The sequence below is a fragment of the Streptomyces sp. NBC_00989 genome (assembly GCF_045162655.1).
GTDB lineage: Bacteria > Actinomycetota > Actinomycetes > Streptomycetales > Streptomycetaceae > Streptomyces.
In genome coordinates this window covers 414,647-430,669 of record NZ_CP108728.1, presented here as the reverse complement: position 1 = coordinate 430,669, position 16,023 = coordinate 414,647, and the positions used below count along the sequence as shown (strand labels likewise).

The 16,023-nt window shown below is 69.1% G+C and carries 12 protein-coding genes and 1 pseudogene; 9 read left to right on the top strand and 4 right to left on the bottom strand.

Going from position 1 to position 16,023, the window contains the following annotated elements:
* Positions 1–310 precede the first annotated feature (310 nt).
* Complete coding sequence (locus OG714_RS01985) at positions 311–1,309, top strand: LacI family DNA-binding transcriptional regulator (protein WP_406118064.1); 999 nt, start codon at positions 311–313, stop codon at positions 1,307–1,309.
* A 55-nt stretch (positions 1,310–1,364) separates the two neighbouring features.
* Here OG714_RS01985 and OG714_RS01980 read toward each other — a convergent pair whose 3' ends face one another.
* Positions 1,365–3,632 carry a glycosyl hydrolase family 95 catalytic domain-containing protein gene (locus OG714_RS01980; RefSeq protein ID WP_406118062.1) on the bottom strand — a complete coding sequence of 756 codons (2,268 nt, stop codon included), beginning with the start codon at positions 3,630–3,632 and terminating at the stop codon, positions 1,365–1,367.
* A gap of 237 nt (positions 3,633–3,869) precedes the next feature.
* Here OG714_RS01980 and OG714_RS01975 point away from each other — a divergent pair, with 237 nt between their 5' ends.
* The 6 genes from OG714_RS01975 to OG714_RS01950 all read left to right on the top strand — a co-directional run bounded on the left by OG714_RS01975 (position 3,870) and on the right by OG714_RS01950 (position 11,855).
* Positions 3,870–4,904 carry a LacI family DNA-binding transcriptional regulator gene (locus OG714_RS01975; RefSeq protein WP_406118060.1) on the top strand — a complete coding sequence of 345 codons (1,035 nt, stop codon included), beginning with the start codon at positions 3,870–3,872 and terminating at the stop codon, positions 4,902–4,904.
* Between the two features lie 269 nt (positions 4,905–5,173).
* Entirely contained in the window at positions 5,174–6,457 is a 1,284-nt protein-coding gene (locus OG714_RS01970) for an ABC transporter substrate-binding protein (protein ID WP_406118058.1), read from the top strand.
* 41 nt (positions 6,458–6,498) lie between these two features.
* The gene (locus OG714_RS01965; RefSeq protein ID WP_406118056.1) at positions 6,499–7,404 is read left to right on the top strand and encodes a carbohydrate ABC transporter permease; all 906 of its coding nucleotides are present in this window, start codon (positions 6,499–6,501) and stop codon (positions 7,402–7,404) included.
* Complete coding sequence (locus OG714_RS01960) at positions 7,401–8,219, top strand: carbohydrate ABC transporter permease (protein ID WP_406118055.1); 819 nt, start codon at positions 7,401–7,403, stop codon at positions 8,217–8,219. Before OG714_RS01965 ends, OG714_RS01960 begins: the two co-directional genes overlap by 4 nt.
* A 231-nt stretch (positions 8,220–8,450) precedes the next feature.
* A complete protein-coding gene (locus OG714_RS01955) occupies positions 8,451–10,766 on the top strand; it encodes a beta-glucosidase (RefSeq protein ID WP_406118054.1) in 2,316 nt (771 codons plus the stop codon).
* An 828-nt stretch (positions 10,767–11,594) separates the two neighbouring features.
* Complete coding sequence (locus tag OG714_RS01950) at positions 11,595–11,855, top strand: hypothetical protein (RefSeq protein WP_406132243.1); 261 nt, start codon at positions 11,595–11,597, stop codon at positions 11,853–11,855.
* Positions 11,856–11,978: 123 nt separating this feature from the next.
* Here the strand turns inward: OG714_RS01950 and OG714_RS01945 are convergent.
* A pseudogene (locus tag OG714_RS01945) lies at positions 11,979–12,074 on the bottom strand (transposase); the annotation flags it as partial.
* 196 nt (positions 12,075–12,270) lie between these two features.
* Between OG714_RS01945 and OG714_RS01940 the strand changes: the two are divergent.
* Together OG714_RS01940 and OG714_RS01935 are read left to right on the top strand one after the other, a co-directional pair.
* A complete protein-coding gene (locus OG714_RS01940) occupies positions 12,271–13,254 on the top strand; it encodes an AraC family transcriptional regulator (RefSeq protein ID WP_406118053.1) in 984 nt (327 codons plus the stop codon).
* A 428-nt stretch (positions 13,255–13,682) separates the two neighbouring features.
* Complete coding sequence (locus OG714_RS01935) at positions 13,683–14,060, top strand: alpha-L-rhamnosidase C-terminal domain-containing protein (protein WP_406118052.1); 378 nt, start codon at positions 13,683–13,685, stop codon at positions 14,058–14,060.
* A 74-nt stretch (positions 14,061–14,134) separates the two neighbouring features.
* Here the strand turns inward: OG714_RS01935 and OG714_RS01930 are convergent, their stop codons facing one another.
* A complete protein-coding gene (locus tag OG714_RS01930) occupies positions 14,135–15,001 on the bottom strand; it encodes a sugar phosphate isomerase/epimerase family protein (protein WP_406118050.1) in 867 nt (288 codons plus the stop codon).
* A complete protein-coding gene (locus OG714_RS01925) occupies positions 14,998–16,014 on the bottom strand; it encodes a Gfo/Idh/MocA family oxidoreductase (RefSeq protein ID WP_406118049.1) in 1,017 nt (338 codons plus the stop codon). The genes OG714_RS01930 and OG714_RS01925 overlap by 4 nt, the downstream gene beginning before the upstream one ends.
* Positions 16,015–16,023: the final 9 nt, after the last annotated feature.

Genomic DNA, 16,023 nt, shown 5'->3' with positions numbered 1-16,023 from the left:
AGCGGTTTCGCCCGGAATGTTCTGTCGCGGGATGAGAGGGTTCCGCGGTCGAGGGGGAGCCGCTCCGAGGCGGAGATCCGCAGGCTGCCGCCGTCGAGGAGGCGAGGGCGACGGCCGACGGCGTCGTGTGTACCCCCGATGATCCACAGGGGGTGAGACCGACGTGGCGCGCTGGTCGTCATCCGACGCAGCAGCCTTGTCACCGGGCCTTTCGTCCTGTTGGCTTGCGGCGGAGTTTCGAGTGGCAGCTCAAAGGCGAGGCGTACGAGTGACAGTTCGGGGCAGTGCGCGCGGGGATGCGCAGTACGGTTTGCTGACGAGCATCGCCGGCGAGGCGGGAGTGTCGCTCAGCACCGTGTCGAAGGTCGTGCACCGGCGTGCCGACGTCGGAGCGGCGACGCGAGCCCGGGTCGAGGACCTGCTGACCCGCCACGGGTATGTCCGCCCGGGAGAACCCGATCCCGCGGCGTCGCGTCAGATCATCGCGGTGTTCCGTGACCTGTCGGGGCCGTACACACTGGAAGTCGTCCGCGGGATCGTGGACGCGGCGGACGAACTGGGCCTGGACGTGGTGACCGGGACGACGGGTCACCGTTCGATCTCCCAGTGGCTCGAGGAGTGCGTGGCACTCGACGCGGCGGGCCTGATCATCGTGATCTCCATGCTGGCCGAGGAAGACCAGCGCCGGATCGTCGAGCGGCGGCTTCCCGTGGTGCTGATCGACCCGCTGAGCGCACCGACCCACGACATTCCGAGCATCGGGGTGACGAACTGGAGCGGGGCCAGGGAAGCGGTGCAACACCTGCTGGGCCTCGGGCACACCAGGATCGGCATGGTCGCGGGCCGTTCGCACTCGCTGGCCGGGGCGGCGCGGCTGCATGGCTACCGGGCCGCCCTGGAGGAGGCGGCGATCGCGTACGACCCGGCGATCGTGCGCTCGACCGACTTCGACTTCGAAGAAGGGCTGCTCGCCAGCCTGCAGATCCTGCGCTCCGCGAGTCCACCCACCGCCGTCTTCGCGGCAAGTGACGCGCAGGCGCTCGGCGTCCTGGAAGCGGCCCGTCAGCACGGGCTCAGCGTTCCCGAGGATCTCGCGGTCATGTCCTTCGACGACACCCTCGTGGCGGCCATGGCCTGTCCGCCGCTGAGCGCGGTGCGCCAGCCGTTCGAGGAACTGGGCTCCGAGGCCACCAGGGTGCTCGTGCAACTCGCGGAGGGCCGCCCGCCCGCGTCGTCCCGGATCGAGTTGGCGACGGAGCTCGTGCTGCGCACCTCGACGTCGGTGCGCAGGCGAGTCGATACACAGTGAGTGACCCCAGGGCGCACGCGTTGCGGCTGCCCCGAGGGCGGGCGCCCCTGACGCCTCAGGCGAGCGGGACGGCCACCGTGGTGTGGACGTTCGGCAGCAGATGTACGGTCTGCCGCTGGTCCGGGCCTTCACGGCACACGAGGACGATGTCCCGCTCGACTGGGGACGTGAGCACCACCTTCGCGAGGCCCTCGGACACATCCCACGTCAGCTCGTCGACGCCGACCCCGGCGCGCGTGGCGAGGCCGCGCAGGCTGCCGGACCGCCACTCCGGGGGCCGGGCCGGCAGGAGTTCCACGATCCCGGGCCGGGAGTCGAGCAGCATCTCCACGACCACGGCCGGCAGACAGTGGGCGGCGTCCGCGTTGTAGATCTCCAGATCGGGGTTGTGCGAGGTCATCAGCGACCGGAAGACCATGTTGTGGCCCACGATCTTGAGGACGTTCTCCTTCGCCGTCCCGCTGTCCTTCAGGCGTGCGGCGACCAGGGCGCGGTGCAGGCTGCCGTGCGCGGAGAGGTTCTCGTCACCCCGTCGCAGCAGGGCTTCGCGAGCGGCGGCGGCCAGGCCGGGGGTGTCGTCCGGGGTGATGTCGTGCAGCGGCCACACCGGGTAGAGGTGGCTGATGTGCCGGTGCGTGTCGGCGGTCTCCAGCCCCGGCCACGCCCACTCGGCGAGCGCCCCCTGCCCGTCGACGCGGTAGGGCGGCAGCCGCTCCGACAGAGCGCGCCAGCGGCCGACCGCGGACTGCTCGATGCCGAGCCGGGTGCAGACGTCGGCGGCGGTGGTGAGGGCGTGCCGGGCCGCGGCCAGGTCCATGGTCGCGTTCACCCCGGACATGCCCCGCCTGTCGCGAGGTCCGACCTCGGGGGAGTAGGAGGGGACCAGGACGACGTGTCCGTCTTCGTCCTCGCGGGTGAGGAAGTCCTCGAAGAAGACGGCGGCCTCGACGAGCCAGGGGGCGAGGGTGCGGGCGAGGAAGCCGTCGTCGCCGGTCGCCTGCCAGTACTCGTACAGCGGGAACAGCAGCCAGTCCGCGCCCGCCAGCCACATGGTCCAGGGCCAGTCGTCGTCCAGGTGGAAGAGCAGCCCGTGCTCGCCGTCCGTCCGGCTGGGGGCCAGGATCCCGCGGGTGCCGTAGATCGTGCGGGCGTTGGTGCGCCAGTCGTCGATCTGACCGTCGATCAAGTCGGCGTACGGCGCGATGAGTTCGGGCATGCCGGTGAGGACCGCCCCGGCCATCTGGAGGTTGATGTTGGCGTCGGTGGTGTAGTCGCCGGACCAGGCGGCGCCCCATTCGCCGAGCCACAGGCCGGTCAGCCGGGGCGGCAGTATCCCGCTGGAGCTGAGCAGCAGGTAGCGGCCGGAGTGGAACAGCGCCTCGATCAGCGCGCCGTCCAGCGTCTTGGTGTCGGCACGGGCGATCAGCTCGCCCACGGAGAGGCCGCGGTCGCTGTCGGGCACACCCAGGTCGAGTTCGGCGCGGCCGTAGAGTTCGGCGTGGACGGGTGCATGCCGGGAGAGCAACTCGTCGTATGCGGCAGGCAGTTCAGCCAGGACCGCGCGGAGCGCGTCGATACGGGGGAGGGGCGCCGACCGGTCCATCCGGGTCAGCAGAACGACGCGCGTCGCTCCTTCGACACGGACCGTGTCCCCTTCCGCCGAGACCCGGCCGCCCGTGACGACGGCCCGGGTCACGCCGGTGAAGCCCGCCGCGCCGGGACCGGGCGGATACTCGCCCACGACGGCGAGTGACGCCTCGCCGTCCCCGGTGACCTCGGCGGACGTCGTGAAAGTGACCTCGGCGGGGCGGCCGGACAGCTCTCCGGACAGCCGTAGGGCCAGGTCGAGCCGCGGACCGGTGATCTCGGCGACGGCGACGGCGTCGGTGCGCGACACGAACGCACGCCGTACCCACTTCCGTTCCCCGTCGGACCAGGTGACCCTCACCTCGCCCGTGGCGAAGTCGGTGACCCGGCGGTAGTGCTCGACAGGGCCGTCCCCGGCCGTCGTGTCCACGTGGAGCATGTGCCCCGGGTGGAAGGACTGTGTCCAGGCCATCGCCCTGCCGTCGGAGAACTCGCGCTGTGCCCGCTCCCGTTCCCCGGCGAGGGCCAGGTCGCGAACCTGTTCAAGACGGTCGGCGACGGCCGGCGGCCGCATTCCGAGGGACTCGTTGGGCAGCACGTAACGGTGGTGGTTGTGAACGATCCGCTCCCGGTGGGGATGCCCGAACACCATGATTCCGTACTCGCCGTTGCCGGAGAGGAAAGCGTCCTCCCAGCGGTCGGCGGGTTGTGTGTCGTAGATGCTGTGCACCGGCATTCCCGGCCTCCCGGAAGTAACGTGCCTGAGCGGCTCGAACAGGCTGCGGGGGAGCCTACAAGAGGCGGCCGATCGGGTTGCGAAAGACTTTCGTGGCCCTTGAGATCTCGCGTTTCCGCAGGTGTACGGGGCTTTGGTCGCTCCGGCCCCGCCTGCCGTGATCGAGCCGGCGTGTACGTTCACTCAGCACGCGCTCAGATCAGGCCAACGGACGGGGTACGGGAGGTCCACACCGCAGTGACGGGCCCAACCAGCTCCCGCCGGAACGCCCAGTACGGCCTTCTCGCCTCGATAGCCGACGAGGTCGGCGTCTCGCCGGCGACCGTGTCCAAGGTCGTCCACAGGCGGCGTGACGTGTCCGAGGCGACACGCGCCCGCATCGAGGCGCTGCTGACCGAACGCGGGTTTGTCCGTACGTGGGAGGCCGAAGCCCGTCGGCGACGGCAGATCCTTGCGGTGTTCCGGGACCTGGCGGGACCGTACACCCTCGAAGTGGTCCGCGGCATCGTGGACTCGGCGGCCGAGATCGGTGTCCACACGACCGTCGGTACGACGAGTCGGCGCTCCATCGCACAGTGGTTGGAGGAGTGTCAGAAACTGGACGCCCTCGGGGTCGTCATCGTCATCTCCACTCTCGTCGAGCGGGACGAGCGCCGGATCCTGGAGCAGCGGATTCCGGTGGTGCTCGTCGATCCCCTGAACGCGTCGTCCGGGGACATCCCCAGTGTCGGGGTGGCGAACTGGCACGGTGCGACGACCGCTGTCCAGCACCTGATCGACCTCGGGCACCGCCGCATCGGCATGCTGGCGGGCCGGTCGCACTCGCTGGCCGGGTCCGCGCGCCTGCACGGTTACCGGGCCGCCCTGACGGAGGCCGGGATCCCTTACGACGCCACGCTCGTGCGCTCGACGGACTTCGACTACGGCGAGGCGCTGCGCGCCGCCCGCAGCGTGCTGGAGCGGGGCGAGAGACCGACCGCTCTCTTCGCCGCCAGTGACGTCCAAGCGCTCGGCGCAATGGAGGCCGCCCGGCAACTGGGCATCGCCGTACCTGGCGGGCTGTCGGTGATGTCGTTCGACGACACCCTCGTGGCCGCCATGGCCTCACCGCCGCTGAGTGCGGTGAGGCAGCCGTTCAGGGAACTGGGCCAGGAGGCCACGCGCGTCCTGCTGAACCTCGCCGACGGCAGGCCTCCCGCCACGACGCGCAGGGAACTCGCGACCGAACTCGTCGTGCGCATGTCCACGGCGGCGCCCGAAACCGGGAAATAGGGACGAACCCGAGCCGGTTTCGCAAGCCCTCGGACTGCGAAAGTCTTTCGGAAGTGATTTCGCTCCGATATTGCCGCGGCCGAATTCCGCCGCTTAACGTGACCGACGCCAGCTCAACCGCAGGAGCAACGGAACCGCAACACTTGCGCAACAGCGCCTGACGGTCATGGCCATCGACCCCGATCCCTCAGTGCGGGCAGGCCCGGGACGGCCTGCCGGGTGCAGCGCACCCGCGAAGGGGATCCTGCCGACTCGAAAGGTGTTCAACGATGAACAGTGTGTCCCGGAGATGGTTCCTCACCGCTACGGCGGCGACCACGCTGAGCGTCACCGTGGCCGGCTGCGGTTCGTCAGGCAGCTCCACGTCCTCGCCCACCGGAAACGTCGACTTCTGGACGCTGCAGGACCCGACCAACTCGGTCCAGAAGGCCGCGGTGGACACCTTCAACTCCGCAGGCAAGGGCAAGGTCAGCATGACCGTGATCGCCACGGACGGGTACAAGGACAAGCTGCGGACCGCGATGGGCTCCGCCAAGATGCCCGGGGTGTTCTTCAGCTGGGGCGGCGGCAGCCTGAACGACTACGTCACGGCCGGCAAGCTGGTCACGCTGGACACGGCCCTCGAATCGCACTTCCTGCCGTCAGCCCTGGCCGCGGGCAAGGTCGGCGGCAAGCTGGTCGGCATCCCCTGCCGGGGCACCCAGCCGGTGTTCCTCTTCTACAACAAGAAGCTCTTCGCCGACGCCGGCGTTCAGCCGCCGACGGCCTACGCCGAGCTGCAGAACCTGGTCAAGGTCTTCAAGGGCAAGGGGATCACGCCCTTCGCGCTCGCCGGCAACGCCAGCTCCTCGTGGACCGAGCTGATGTGGGTCGAGTACCTCGTCGACCGCCTCGCGGGGCCGGAGCTGTTCGACAAGATCCAGGGCGGCGACTGGACGCAGTGGAAGGACCCCGCCATCCTCAAGACCGCGCAGATGATCAAGGAGCTGGTGGACAGCGGCGCCTTCGGCAAGAAGTTCGGATCGGTCAACTACGGCGCCGGCGGCACCTCCACGCTGCTCAACAAGGGCAAGGCGGCCATGGTGCTGATGGGCTCGTGGGAGTACGCGACCCAGCTGAGCGAGGCCCCCGACTTCGCGAAGAACGGCCTGGGATACGTGGCCTTCCCCTCTGTGGAGGGGGGCAAGGGCGATGCCGGCAACGTGGTCGGCAACCCCACGAACTACCTCTCGGTGACCACCTCCGCCGCCAAGCAGACCGCGACGGAGTTCCTGAAGACCACCTACAGCGACAGCTATGTGCAGGGCCTGGTCGAGAAGGGTGAGGTGCCGGTCACCTCCAACGCCGCGCAGTACCTCACCAAGGCGGCCGACCCGGCGTACGCCAAGTTCCAGTACGACCTGGTGCAGAAGGCTCCCTCCTTCACCCAGTCCTGGGACCAGGCGCTCGGCCTCACCCTCGGCACGCCGCTGCTGACCGAGATCCAGAAGCTGTTCAACGGGCAGAGTTCGCCGGAGCAGTTCGTCAGCGCGGTTCTGGCGATCAAGAAGTAGGAAGGCGCGTCCACGTGGTCTCCGCAACGACTTCACGGCCCATGCGCGAGCAACGGGTGCGTGACCGGGCCGCTCCGCCCACCCTGGAGCGGCCCGGCGTGGCCTGGGCGGTTCCCGGGCTGCTGTTCTTCCTCGTCTTCGCCGTCGCGCCGATGGTGGGCGTGCTCTACCTCTCCTTCACGCACTGGGACGGCCTGAACCCACCGCAGTTCACCGGCACGGCGAACTGGTCGCGGTTCTTCGGCGACAGCCAGGTCTGGCAGTCCACCACGGTCACAGGGGTCCTGCTGATCGGGAACATCGTGGTACAGGCGCCGGTCAGCATCCTGCTGGGCGTCTGGGCAGCCGGTCACCAGCGCAACCGGGCGATCCTGTCGGCGGTGTTCTTCCTGCCGCTGCTGCTCTCCACGGCGGCCACGGCCATCATGTGGCGCCAATTGCTGGACCCGAACTTCGGCCTGCCGGCCAAGACCGAGTGGCTGTTCGGGAGTAATCCCATGGGTACCCAGCAGGGCGCGATCGCCTGCCTGGTCCTCGTGACCACCTGGCAGTTCGTCCCCTTCCACAGCCTGCTCTACCAGGGCGCCGCCCGGGCCATCCCGCACACGCTCTACCAAGCGGCGGCGATCGACGGCGCGGGACGGGTCCGGCAGTTCGTCCACATCACACTGCCGCAGCTGCGCAACACGATGATCACCTCGACCATCTTCATGGTCGTCGGCGGTCTCACGGCCTTCGACATCGTCCTGCTGCTGACCAACGGCGGCCCCGGCACCGACACGGCGATCCTGCCGTTCTCCATGTACCAGACGGCCTTCCGGACGTACGACTACGGCTACGCGAGCGCCATCGCCAGCTTCCTGCTGCTGCTCGCCACCGCCGCCTCCGTCATCCTCACGAAGCTCAGCGGGTACGACAAGATGACGAGCACGATGGAGGGGCTGTGAGGACGCGCCCGAACTACCTCGCCGGCGCCGCCGCCCTCGTCTGGCTGGTGATCATCGGCGTCCCGCTGTACGCGCTGGTGAACACGGCGGTACAGCCGCAGACGAAGTACACCGACAAGGGCCCCGTCTCGATCCCCGATGCCGTGACCCTGGACAACTTCCACACGGTCCTGGACAGCGGCTTCCTGCAGTACATCTGGAACACCGTCGTCGTCGCGGTGGGTACGGTCGCCATCGTGCTGGCGCTCGCGATCCCGATCAGCTACGCCGTGGTGCGCGGGCGGGGCTGGATGACCAAGGGTGTGTTCCGCCTGTTCCTGCTGGGCCTGGCGATCCCCTCGCAGGCGGTGATCATCCCGCTCTTCCTGATCATCAACAATCTCGGCCTCTACGACACGCTGTGGGGCATCATCCTGCCCACCGCCGCGTTCGCGCTGCCGGTGAGCGTGCTGGTCCTCAGCGGCGGGATGCGGGACATCTCCAACGAGCTGTACGAGGCCATGGCACTGGACGGCGCGAGCCCGGCACGGACCCTGCGCACGCTGGTCGTCCCGATGTCGAAGTCGGCCATCGCGACCACGTGCGTTTTCACGGCCCTCCAGGCGTGGAACGGCTTCCTGTTCCCGCTGATCATGACGCAGTCGAACGACAACAAGCTGGTGACGCTGGGCCTGTACAACTTCGTCTCCGAATACGGGGCGAACGTGCCGGCCCTGCTGGCCGCGGTGCTGATGTCCGCGGTACCCATCCTCGTCGTCTACCTCTTCGCCCGCCGCGCCCTCGTCGCGGGTCTGATGGGAGCCGGCGGCAAGTAACGGTGGCGCGTCCCGCCGGGTTCGCCGAACCGGGACGCCACCCCGTTCGGGGCCCGGACGCCGAAAGGCGCCGACTCCCCCCGTGCGACGCAGTCCGGCGTGTCTGCCTCCCCATGACCGCCGGACCGGTGTCCGGGCCCACTCCCTTCCCGGTCGGCGGTGCCTCCTCGACGACCTCTTGGACCACTCGTGCGCTCTCGCGCACCCCCCCGCAACAGAACGGATGAGACCTTGACGATCAGCGACGAGCGCCCGACGACCGGGCTGTGGAACGATCCCGCCCTGCCGGCGTCCGTTCGCGCGAGGGCCCTCCTCGACACCATGACCAGGGCCGAGAAAGTCGCACAGCTCGGAAGCACCTGGCCAGGCCACGACGAGTCAGGCGACGTGGCCCCGATGCAGGACACCTTCCGTGGCGCCGAGAGCTTCGAAGAAGCGATCGTCGACGGTCTCGGGCATCTGACCCGGGTGTTCGGTACCGCGCCGGTCGACCCGGAGGCGGGCCGCAAGCGCCTCGCGGAGTTCCAGGAGCGGGTGACGGCGGCGAACCGCTTCGGCATCCCGGCCATCGCCCACGAGGAGTGCCTCACCGGGTTCACCGCATGGCAGGCCACGGTCTACCCCACACCGCTCGCCTGGGCGGCCACCTTCAATCCCGCCCTCGTGCACCGTATGGCGGCTGCCATCGGCTCGGACATGGCGGCCGTCGGTATCCATCAGGGACTGTCACCCGTCGTGGACGTCGTACGCGACTACCGCTGGGGCCGGGTGGAGGAGACCCTCGGTGAGGACCCCTACCTTGTGTCGGAACTCGGCCTGTCCTACGTGCAGGGGCTGCAGTCGGCCGGGGTCGTCGCCACGCTGAAGCACTTCGCCGGCTACTCCGCATCGAGGGCCGCCCGCAACCACGCCCCCGCCGCCGTCGGTCCCCGCGAACTCGCCGACCTGATCCTCGTGCCGTTCGAGAAGGCCGTGGTGAAGGGCCGGGTCGGCTCGGTCATGAACGCCTACAACGACATAGACGGCGTGCCCTGTGGCGCCAGCGAGGAACTCCTGACCCGGCTGCTGCGGGAGAGCTGGGGATTCGAGGGCACGGTGGTGTCCGACTACTGGGCGATCGCGTTCCTCGCCTCCCTGCACCACGTGGCGGCCGACATCCCGGGCGCGGCACGTGCCGCGCTCCGGGCCGGGATCGACGTCGAACTGCCCCACACCACCGCATACGGGGAGCCGCTCCTGGACGACGGCATATCGGCGGATCTCGTCGACCGCGCCGTACTGCGGGTCCTGACCCAGAAGGCCGAACTCGGCCTGCTCGATCCCGACTGGAATCCGGGGCAGTACACCGCTCCCGCGGACTTCGACTCGGCCCGAAACCGCTCCGTCGCCCGTGAGTTGGCCGAGGAGTCCGTCGTCCTGCTCGACAACTCCTCGGACCTGCTGCCGCTCGCCGGTGCGCGCTCCGTCGCCGTCATCGGTCCCGCGGCCGACGACGTCCGGTGCCTGTTCGGCTGCTACTCGTTCCCCAACCACGTACTGCCCCACCACCCCGACACCCCCCTGGGCGTCGAGGCGCCCACGGTGCTCGACGCCTTTCGGCGCGAGTTCCCCGACGCCGAGGTCCGCCACGAGACCGGTTGCCAGGTCATCGGGGACGACCGCAGCGGCATCGCCGCCGCGGTGGGTGCCGCCGCCGCGGCCGACGTGACGGTCCTCGTCGTCGGTGACCGCTCCGGGATGTTCGGACACGGTTCCTCCGGCGAGGGCTGCGACGTCAGCGTGCTGACGCTCCCCGGAGTCCAGGACGAACTGGTGGAGGCCGTCCTCGACGCGGCGAACCAAGCCGTCCTCGTCGTCCTCTCGGGCCGTCCGTACGCCATCGGCCGGCACACCCGGCGGGCGGGCGCCACCGTCCAGGCGTTCTTCCCCGGCGAGGAAGGGGCGGCGGCGGTCGCCGGTGTCCTCTCGGGCCGGATCAACCCCTCCGGTCGCCTTCCGGTCCAGATCCCGGGCGACGAGGCGGGCCAGCCGGGCACCTACCTGGCACCTCCGCTCGCCCTCAAGAGCGATGGCGTGAGCAACATCGACCCCACACCCGCGTTCCCGTTCGGGCACGGCCTGTCGTACACGACCTTCGAGATCGAGAGCGCGTCCGTCGACGAAACTGTCGTCTCCGTCGATGCGACGATCACGTTGCGGGCCAGGGTCTCCAACACCGGTGAGCGCGCGGGCACTTGCGTCCCCCAGCTCTACCTCACCGACCCGGTCGCCTCGGTCACCCGCCCGGTCCGCCAGCTGATCGCCTTCACCCGCGTAGACCTCGCCGCCGGTGAGACCCGTGTCATCGAGTTCGAGGTCCACACGGACATGGCCGCCTTCACCGGGAGAGACCTTCGCCGACGCGTCGAACCCGGCGACCTCACGCTCACCGTCGCCCGGTCGGCGGGCGACCGCGGCATTCCCGTCCAGGTGACCCTGCAAGGAGACGAGCGCATTGTCGACAGCACCCGCACCATGACCACGCCCGTCAGGGTGCTCCCTGGCTGACCGCCGCGGCCGAGGTCGAAGGGCAGCCGGATCCGGACGCCGCGCAGGACCTCGTCGGCGAACGCGTCGACGAGGCCGGTGACTTCGACCTCGCCGCCATGTCCGCGCAGGATGTGGATCGGCTGGGTGTCGGGTGTCATCGTGACCGCCCGACGCCGGGCAGGTGACCGGCGGGCGCGTACGCGGGTGGGTTCGGCCGTGCAGACGGTGCAGAGGCGGCGAGAGTCGGGCCGCTCTGGGGTGAGGAGCGGGCGGTTGCCCGGGCGGGGCGGCTGCGCTGTTCGGACATCTTGTGGTCCCGGAGCGGGCGGGGTGGAGCAGGGGGGGCTAAAGGGCGGCGTCGGCGTGGATGCGGTAGCCGAGACCGCGCAGGTCGTGGATGGCTTGGCGGGTGCGGCACTGTCCGTCGCATTCTGGCTCGGTGAGCCGATACTGGCCCGAGGCGCCGGGGAGCGGCTCGAACTGCTCGCGGGTGAGGAGCCAGTCGGACAGGTAGGTGGGATTCTGCGGGCCGGTTTCGGCGACGTAGCCGTGCTCAGCGTGGGCAGTGAAGCGGGAATGGTCAGACAGGAACGGGGGCCTTTCTACTGGTCAGCGGTGCACGGATGGAGAGGGCGGCGGCAGGACGGGCCGCGTGGCGGGAGCAGGTGCCACGGCGCCCGCCGCGGTGGATCACCGGGTCGGCGGGGCGGGGTGTCGGGATCACGCAGGGCCAGGTGGCCCGGCTAGCCGGCGTCAGCCGCTACTGGTACGGAGGTGTGGAGGCTGGGCGCCCCGGCATCTACAGCGACGCGTTTCTTCACGCTGTGCGGTGGGTCTTCGATTTGCGTGACGAGGAATGGAAGATCGTGTGCCGCGTCACCAGCGGCCATACTCCCCGCTGCGGCCCCCGTCAGTCACCTCGGCCCGCTGCTCCCCGAGACGTTCCGTGTCTCCTTCGAGGAGAGCCGTACCTGGGCGATCTACATTAATGATCGTGGTTGGGACGTCCTGGCCTACAACGCCAAAACCGTGGAGTACTTCCCGCGGATGCGGTACGGCTTCAACGTCATGGAATGGGCTCTCATCTGGCTTGAGGCGTGCACGTAACTCGTTGGTTGGTAAGAGGAGTGGGCCATGCCCACGATGGCCCAGCTGCGCGTGCACGCCGCACAAGTGGCGCACCGACGAACCGATGCGGTGCAGCAGCAGATCGAGCCCGGCCAGGGTGTAGTCGACGCCGAACCGGCGCCGTACGGTCTCGGTGATCCTCGCCAGCGTCCAGCGCTGGTCGCTCCAACCGCATGCGGCCGGGCCAGCTTCCAACACTGCTTCCACTGAAGGCCTGGCAGGCTGTCGGCAACGGATCGTCAGAGCTCCAAGGTCTCCGACAAGATCGGGCTGAGGCGACGTCTTGTTCCGGCCATCCGCCGTGAGATGGAAAAATAACGGCACGGCAGCAGGCAATGGGTGACGCTAATGTGCGCCATCCCTCGTACGGTCCAAAGGCGCAGGAGGTTGCGGCATGCACCGCTCGCCCCACCAGGGCCAGGATGTGCTGAACTTCCGGACGACGAACGTGGACGAGGCTCGGCAGGTCATCCAAGAACGGTTCTACGCAAACTTCATCGACGTGCCCGACGGCAGCGCTGAGTTCACGGCCCGGTACGACATCGCCGCATTCGGTCCGCTCACACTCGGGCGACTCTCTTTCGGCGCGGAGGTGGGCATACAGTTCGGGGAACTCGGCTCCTACCACGTGGACATCCCTCTGGATGGCCACCTGGCCTGGCGCCAAGGAACGCACACCAATGCGGTGGCGACCACGGCGAACGCCGCCGTCTTCCAACCGCACGGCGACACGGCTCTGGATCGCGTGAGCACCGACTGCTCCATGCTGGCCGTGAAGATCGACCCCAAGGCGCTCAACGATCAACTCGAACACCTTCTCGGCCGACCGCTGCGCACCCCCGTCGTCCTCACGCCCGAACTCGACGTCGCGCACGGCGCGGGCCTGAGCTGGGTACGGATGGTCTGCACTGTGTTCGACGAGATGTGGGCCGGCGGGCTGCTCACCCGGCCGATGGTTGCCCGCCCGCTCCAGGAGGCCCTGCTGACCGGGCTCCTCCTCGCCGCCGGTCACCGCTACCGCGACGAGCTCGACCGACCGAAACCCGCCCTGCGCCCGGGCCCCGTCAAGCGTGCTGTCGAGGCCATCCACAGCGTGCCGCAACACCCTTTCACGGTAGGAGAGTTGGCTGTGCTGGCCGGAGTGAGCGTGCGGCGACTCCAAGAAGCCTTCCAGCAGTACGTCGGCATGACCCCGCTGGCCTACCTCACCGATGTCCGCCTCAGCCGCGCCCACGACGAGCTGCGCCGCGGCACACCGGGCGAAGTGAACGTGAGCGAGGTCGCCCATCGTTGGGGCTTCGACCACCTGGGTCGCTTCGCTTCCCGCTACCGAGCGCGCTTCGGCGAGCTGCCCTCGCAGACACTGCGTTCCGGGTGACCACGGCCCACGCCATCGCCCCGCGCTGTGCGGACAACAGCCGCGCTCAGTGGATCGTGTGCGGCGGCTACCGCGCGCTAGATTCCTGGAGTTCGCGCGTCCGCCTCTCCGGTCCGCCGCGCGGACATCGGCCGGCCCATCTCCACCCCTTCGGTCCGGCCGGTCACCGCCCGTCGGCGCCCCCCAAAGCCGTGGGCGGGTCGGCAGCGCACATGCGGCCTGAACTCCGCCACGGTGTGCTGCTCGACACCGGAGAAGGTCCGGGCCGGGGTCGGCGCCGGCCCGGACCTTGACCGTATCGGAGGCGCACCGATGAGGCAGAACCCGGCGTCCGGTCGTGCCACCATTTCCTGGCGTGACCCGGTAAAACGACTTCAACCGCAGAATTCGGGATGAAACAACGGGAGGAAACGACCTCTAACCTCTTTGTGAAGACTGCGAACCCGGACTCGCTGAACCACTACAGCAAGGGCGCCGTCTTCTCCTTCCTGCACACCCGCACCGCGGGGATCCGGCCGCTGGAGCCCGCCTACCGACGCTTCCTGAGAACCCCCCGCCCCGGTGGCGGCCTACGTTCCGCCGAGGCCGAACACCACAGTCCCTACGGCCGTATCGCCTCCGCATGTTGTATTGACGAGGACGGCACCTTCCAGCTCACCGCGACCGTACCGGCCGGCACTCGCGCCGAGATCCTGTTGCCCGACGGCACCACCGCCCAACGCGGGCCGGGGATCCATCACTTCACAGCGGGGCTTCAAGGGTGCGCACACGTTGGCCCCAGGAGGGCTGGGCGGTGGGTTCGATGAGTGATGTCACCGAGCACTCACCCGGTTCCCGGATGCCAAGAGCACATCTCAAGTCGCCCTGACGGGGCGGTCGTTCACCCGGCGAGTTCCTTGGTGATGCGGTCGAGCATGAAGGCCGAGGACTCGCGGGCGCGTTCCTCCCAGGCGAAGACGCAGGCGGTGGCCACGCCGTCGAAGTTCAGCTCGCGCAGGGTGCCGAAGAAGGCGTTCCAGTCGACTTCGCCTTGGTCGATGTCGAGGTGCTGGTGGATGCGGGCGGTCGTACCCGGCGGGTTGAGGATGTAGCGCAGACCGCTGGACCCCTTGTGGTTGAAGGAGTCCGCGATGTGCACGTGCTGGAGCTTGTCGCCGGCGTAGCGCATCATCGCGGCGATGTCCGCCGTCGGGTCGGAACCCGAGAGGTGGAAGGAGTGCGGGGCGCAGTAGAGGTAGTTCACCCAGGGCTTGTTGATGGAGCGGACGAGGTCGACGGCGAGGGTGTTCTCCTCGCAGAAGTCGTCCGGGTGGGCCTCCAGGTTCAGGGCGATGCCCTCCCGCTCGAAGACCGGCAGCAGTTCCTCCAGCGAGCGCCAGAAGGCGGCCTCGCTCTCGGCGGCGTACTCCGGGCGGCCGTTGAACTCCGAGTTCATCAGCGGACATTCGAGCTCGGCGGTGATCTCGATCATCCGCTTCCAGTACCGTACGGCGGTCTGTCGCTCGGTCTCGTCGGGCGAGGACCACTTGTACAGCGGGAGCACGGAGGACAGCTTCACCCCGTGCGTGCGCAGCGAGTTCTTCAGCTCCGCCACGCGGTCGTCGTCCGCACGCGGGTGCAGGAAGAACGGCATGAAGTCGTCGCGGGGCGACAACTCGATGTGGTCGTAGCCGAGTTCGGCGACCGTGCGCACCATGTCGTCGATGGGCAGGGCGCGGAACATGTAGGGGTCGAGGGCGATCTTCACGCGGCACCTCCGTAGAAGGCGGGTCGGGGCTTGAGGTCGGTGGCGACGACGTGGCCCGATTCCAGGGCCTCGACGGTCGCGCTGGTGATGACGGTGGCCGCGTAGCCGTCCCAGGCCGAGGGGCCGGTGGGCTCGTCGCCGGCGGCGATCCCCGCGATCCACTCGCGGAACTCGGTGTTGAAGGCGTCCGCGAAGCGGCCCACCCAGTCGGTGAGCACCTCCGTGCTGTGCTGTCCCGCGGTGCGCACGCCGACGGCGGCCGGGTCGGGGAGCCGGACGAGCCCTTCCTCGCCCACCGCCTCGCACTGGATGTCGTAGCCGTACTGGCAGTTGACGAAGACCTCCAGGTCGATGCGGACGCCCTTGGTGGTCTCGAAGAGCATGATCTGCGGGTCCTTGAGGTGGGCGAACCGCTTGCTCGTGGCGCGCGGGGTGACCACCTGGGTGGAGACGATCTCGTCGTCGAGCAGCCAGCGCAGTACGTCCACCTCGTGCACCGCCGTGTCCAGGGCCGCCATGTCGGACGTGTACGACTCCGGGACGGTCGGGTTGCGGTGCGCGCAGTGCACGATCAGCGGCTCGCCGATGCGGCCGGAGTCGATGACCTGCTTCAACTGCCGGTATCCGGCGTCGTATCGGCGCATGAAGCCGACCTGGACCAGGCGGCGGCCGTGTGCCGTCTCGCCCTCGATGATCCGCAGGCAGTCCTCGGCGGTCGTGGCCAGCGGCTTCTCGCAGAACACCGGCTTCCCGGCGGCTATCGCGGTCAGCACGTGCTCGGCGTGGGTCGGACCCCAGGACGTCACGAGGACCGCGTCGACATCGTCCGCCGCGATCACGTCGGCGCCGTCGGGCAGCACCCGGGCACCGACCGGCGCCGCCGCCTCCTCGGCACGGGCGGCGTCGATGTCGGTGACCGTGGTGACACGGGCGCCTGTGACGGTGTGGGTGAGGCGCTGGATGTGTTCCTTGCCGATCCAGCCGGCGCCGATGACTCCTACACGTACGGTCATGGTCATTCC

Bases quoted from the DNA above. Each gene is read 5' to 3' on its own strand.
- OG714_RS01980 (WP_406118062.1), bottom strand. From the start codon at position 3,632: ATGCCGGTGCACAGCATCTACGACACACAACCCGCCGACCGCTGGGAG.
- OG714_RS01970 (WP_406118058.1), top strand. From the start codon at position 5,174: ATGAACAGTGTGTCCCGGAGATGGTTCCTCACCGCTACGGCGGCGACC.
- OG714_RS01965 (WP_406118056.1), top strand. From the start codon at position 6,499: ATGCGCGAGCAACGGGTGCGTGACCGGGCCGCTCCGCCCACCCTGGAG.
- OG714_RS01940 (WP_406118053.1), top strand. From the start codon at position 12,271: ATGCACCGCTCGCCCCACCAGGGCCAGGATGTGCTGAACTTCCGGACG.
- OG714_RS01925 (WP_406118049.1), bottom strand. From the start codon at position 16,014: ATGACCGTACGTGTAGGAGTCATCGGCGCCGGCTGGATCGGCAAGGAA.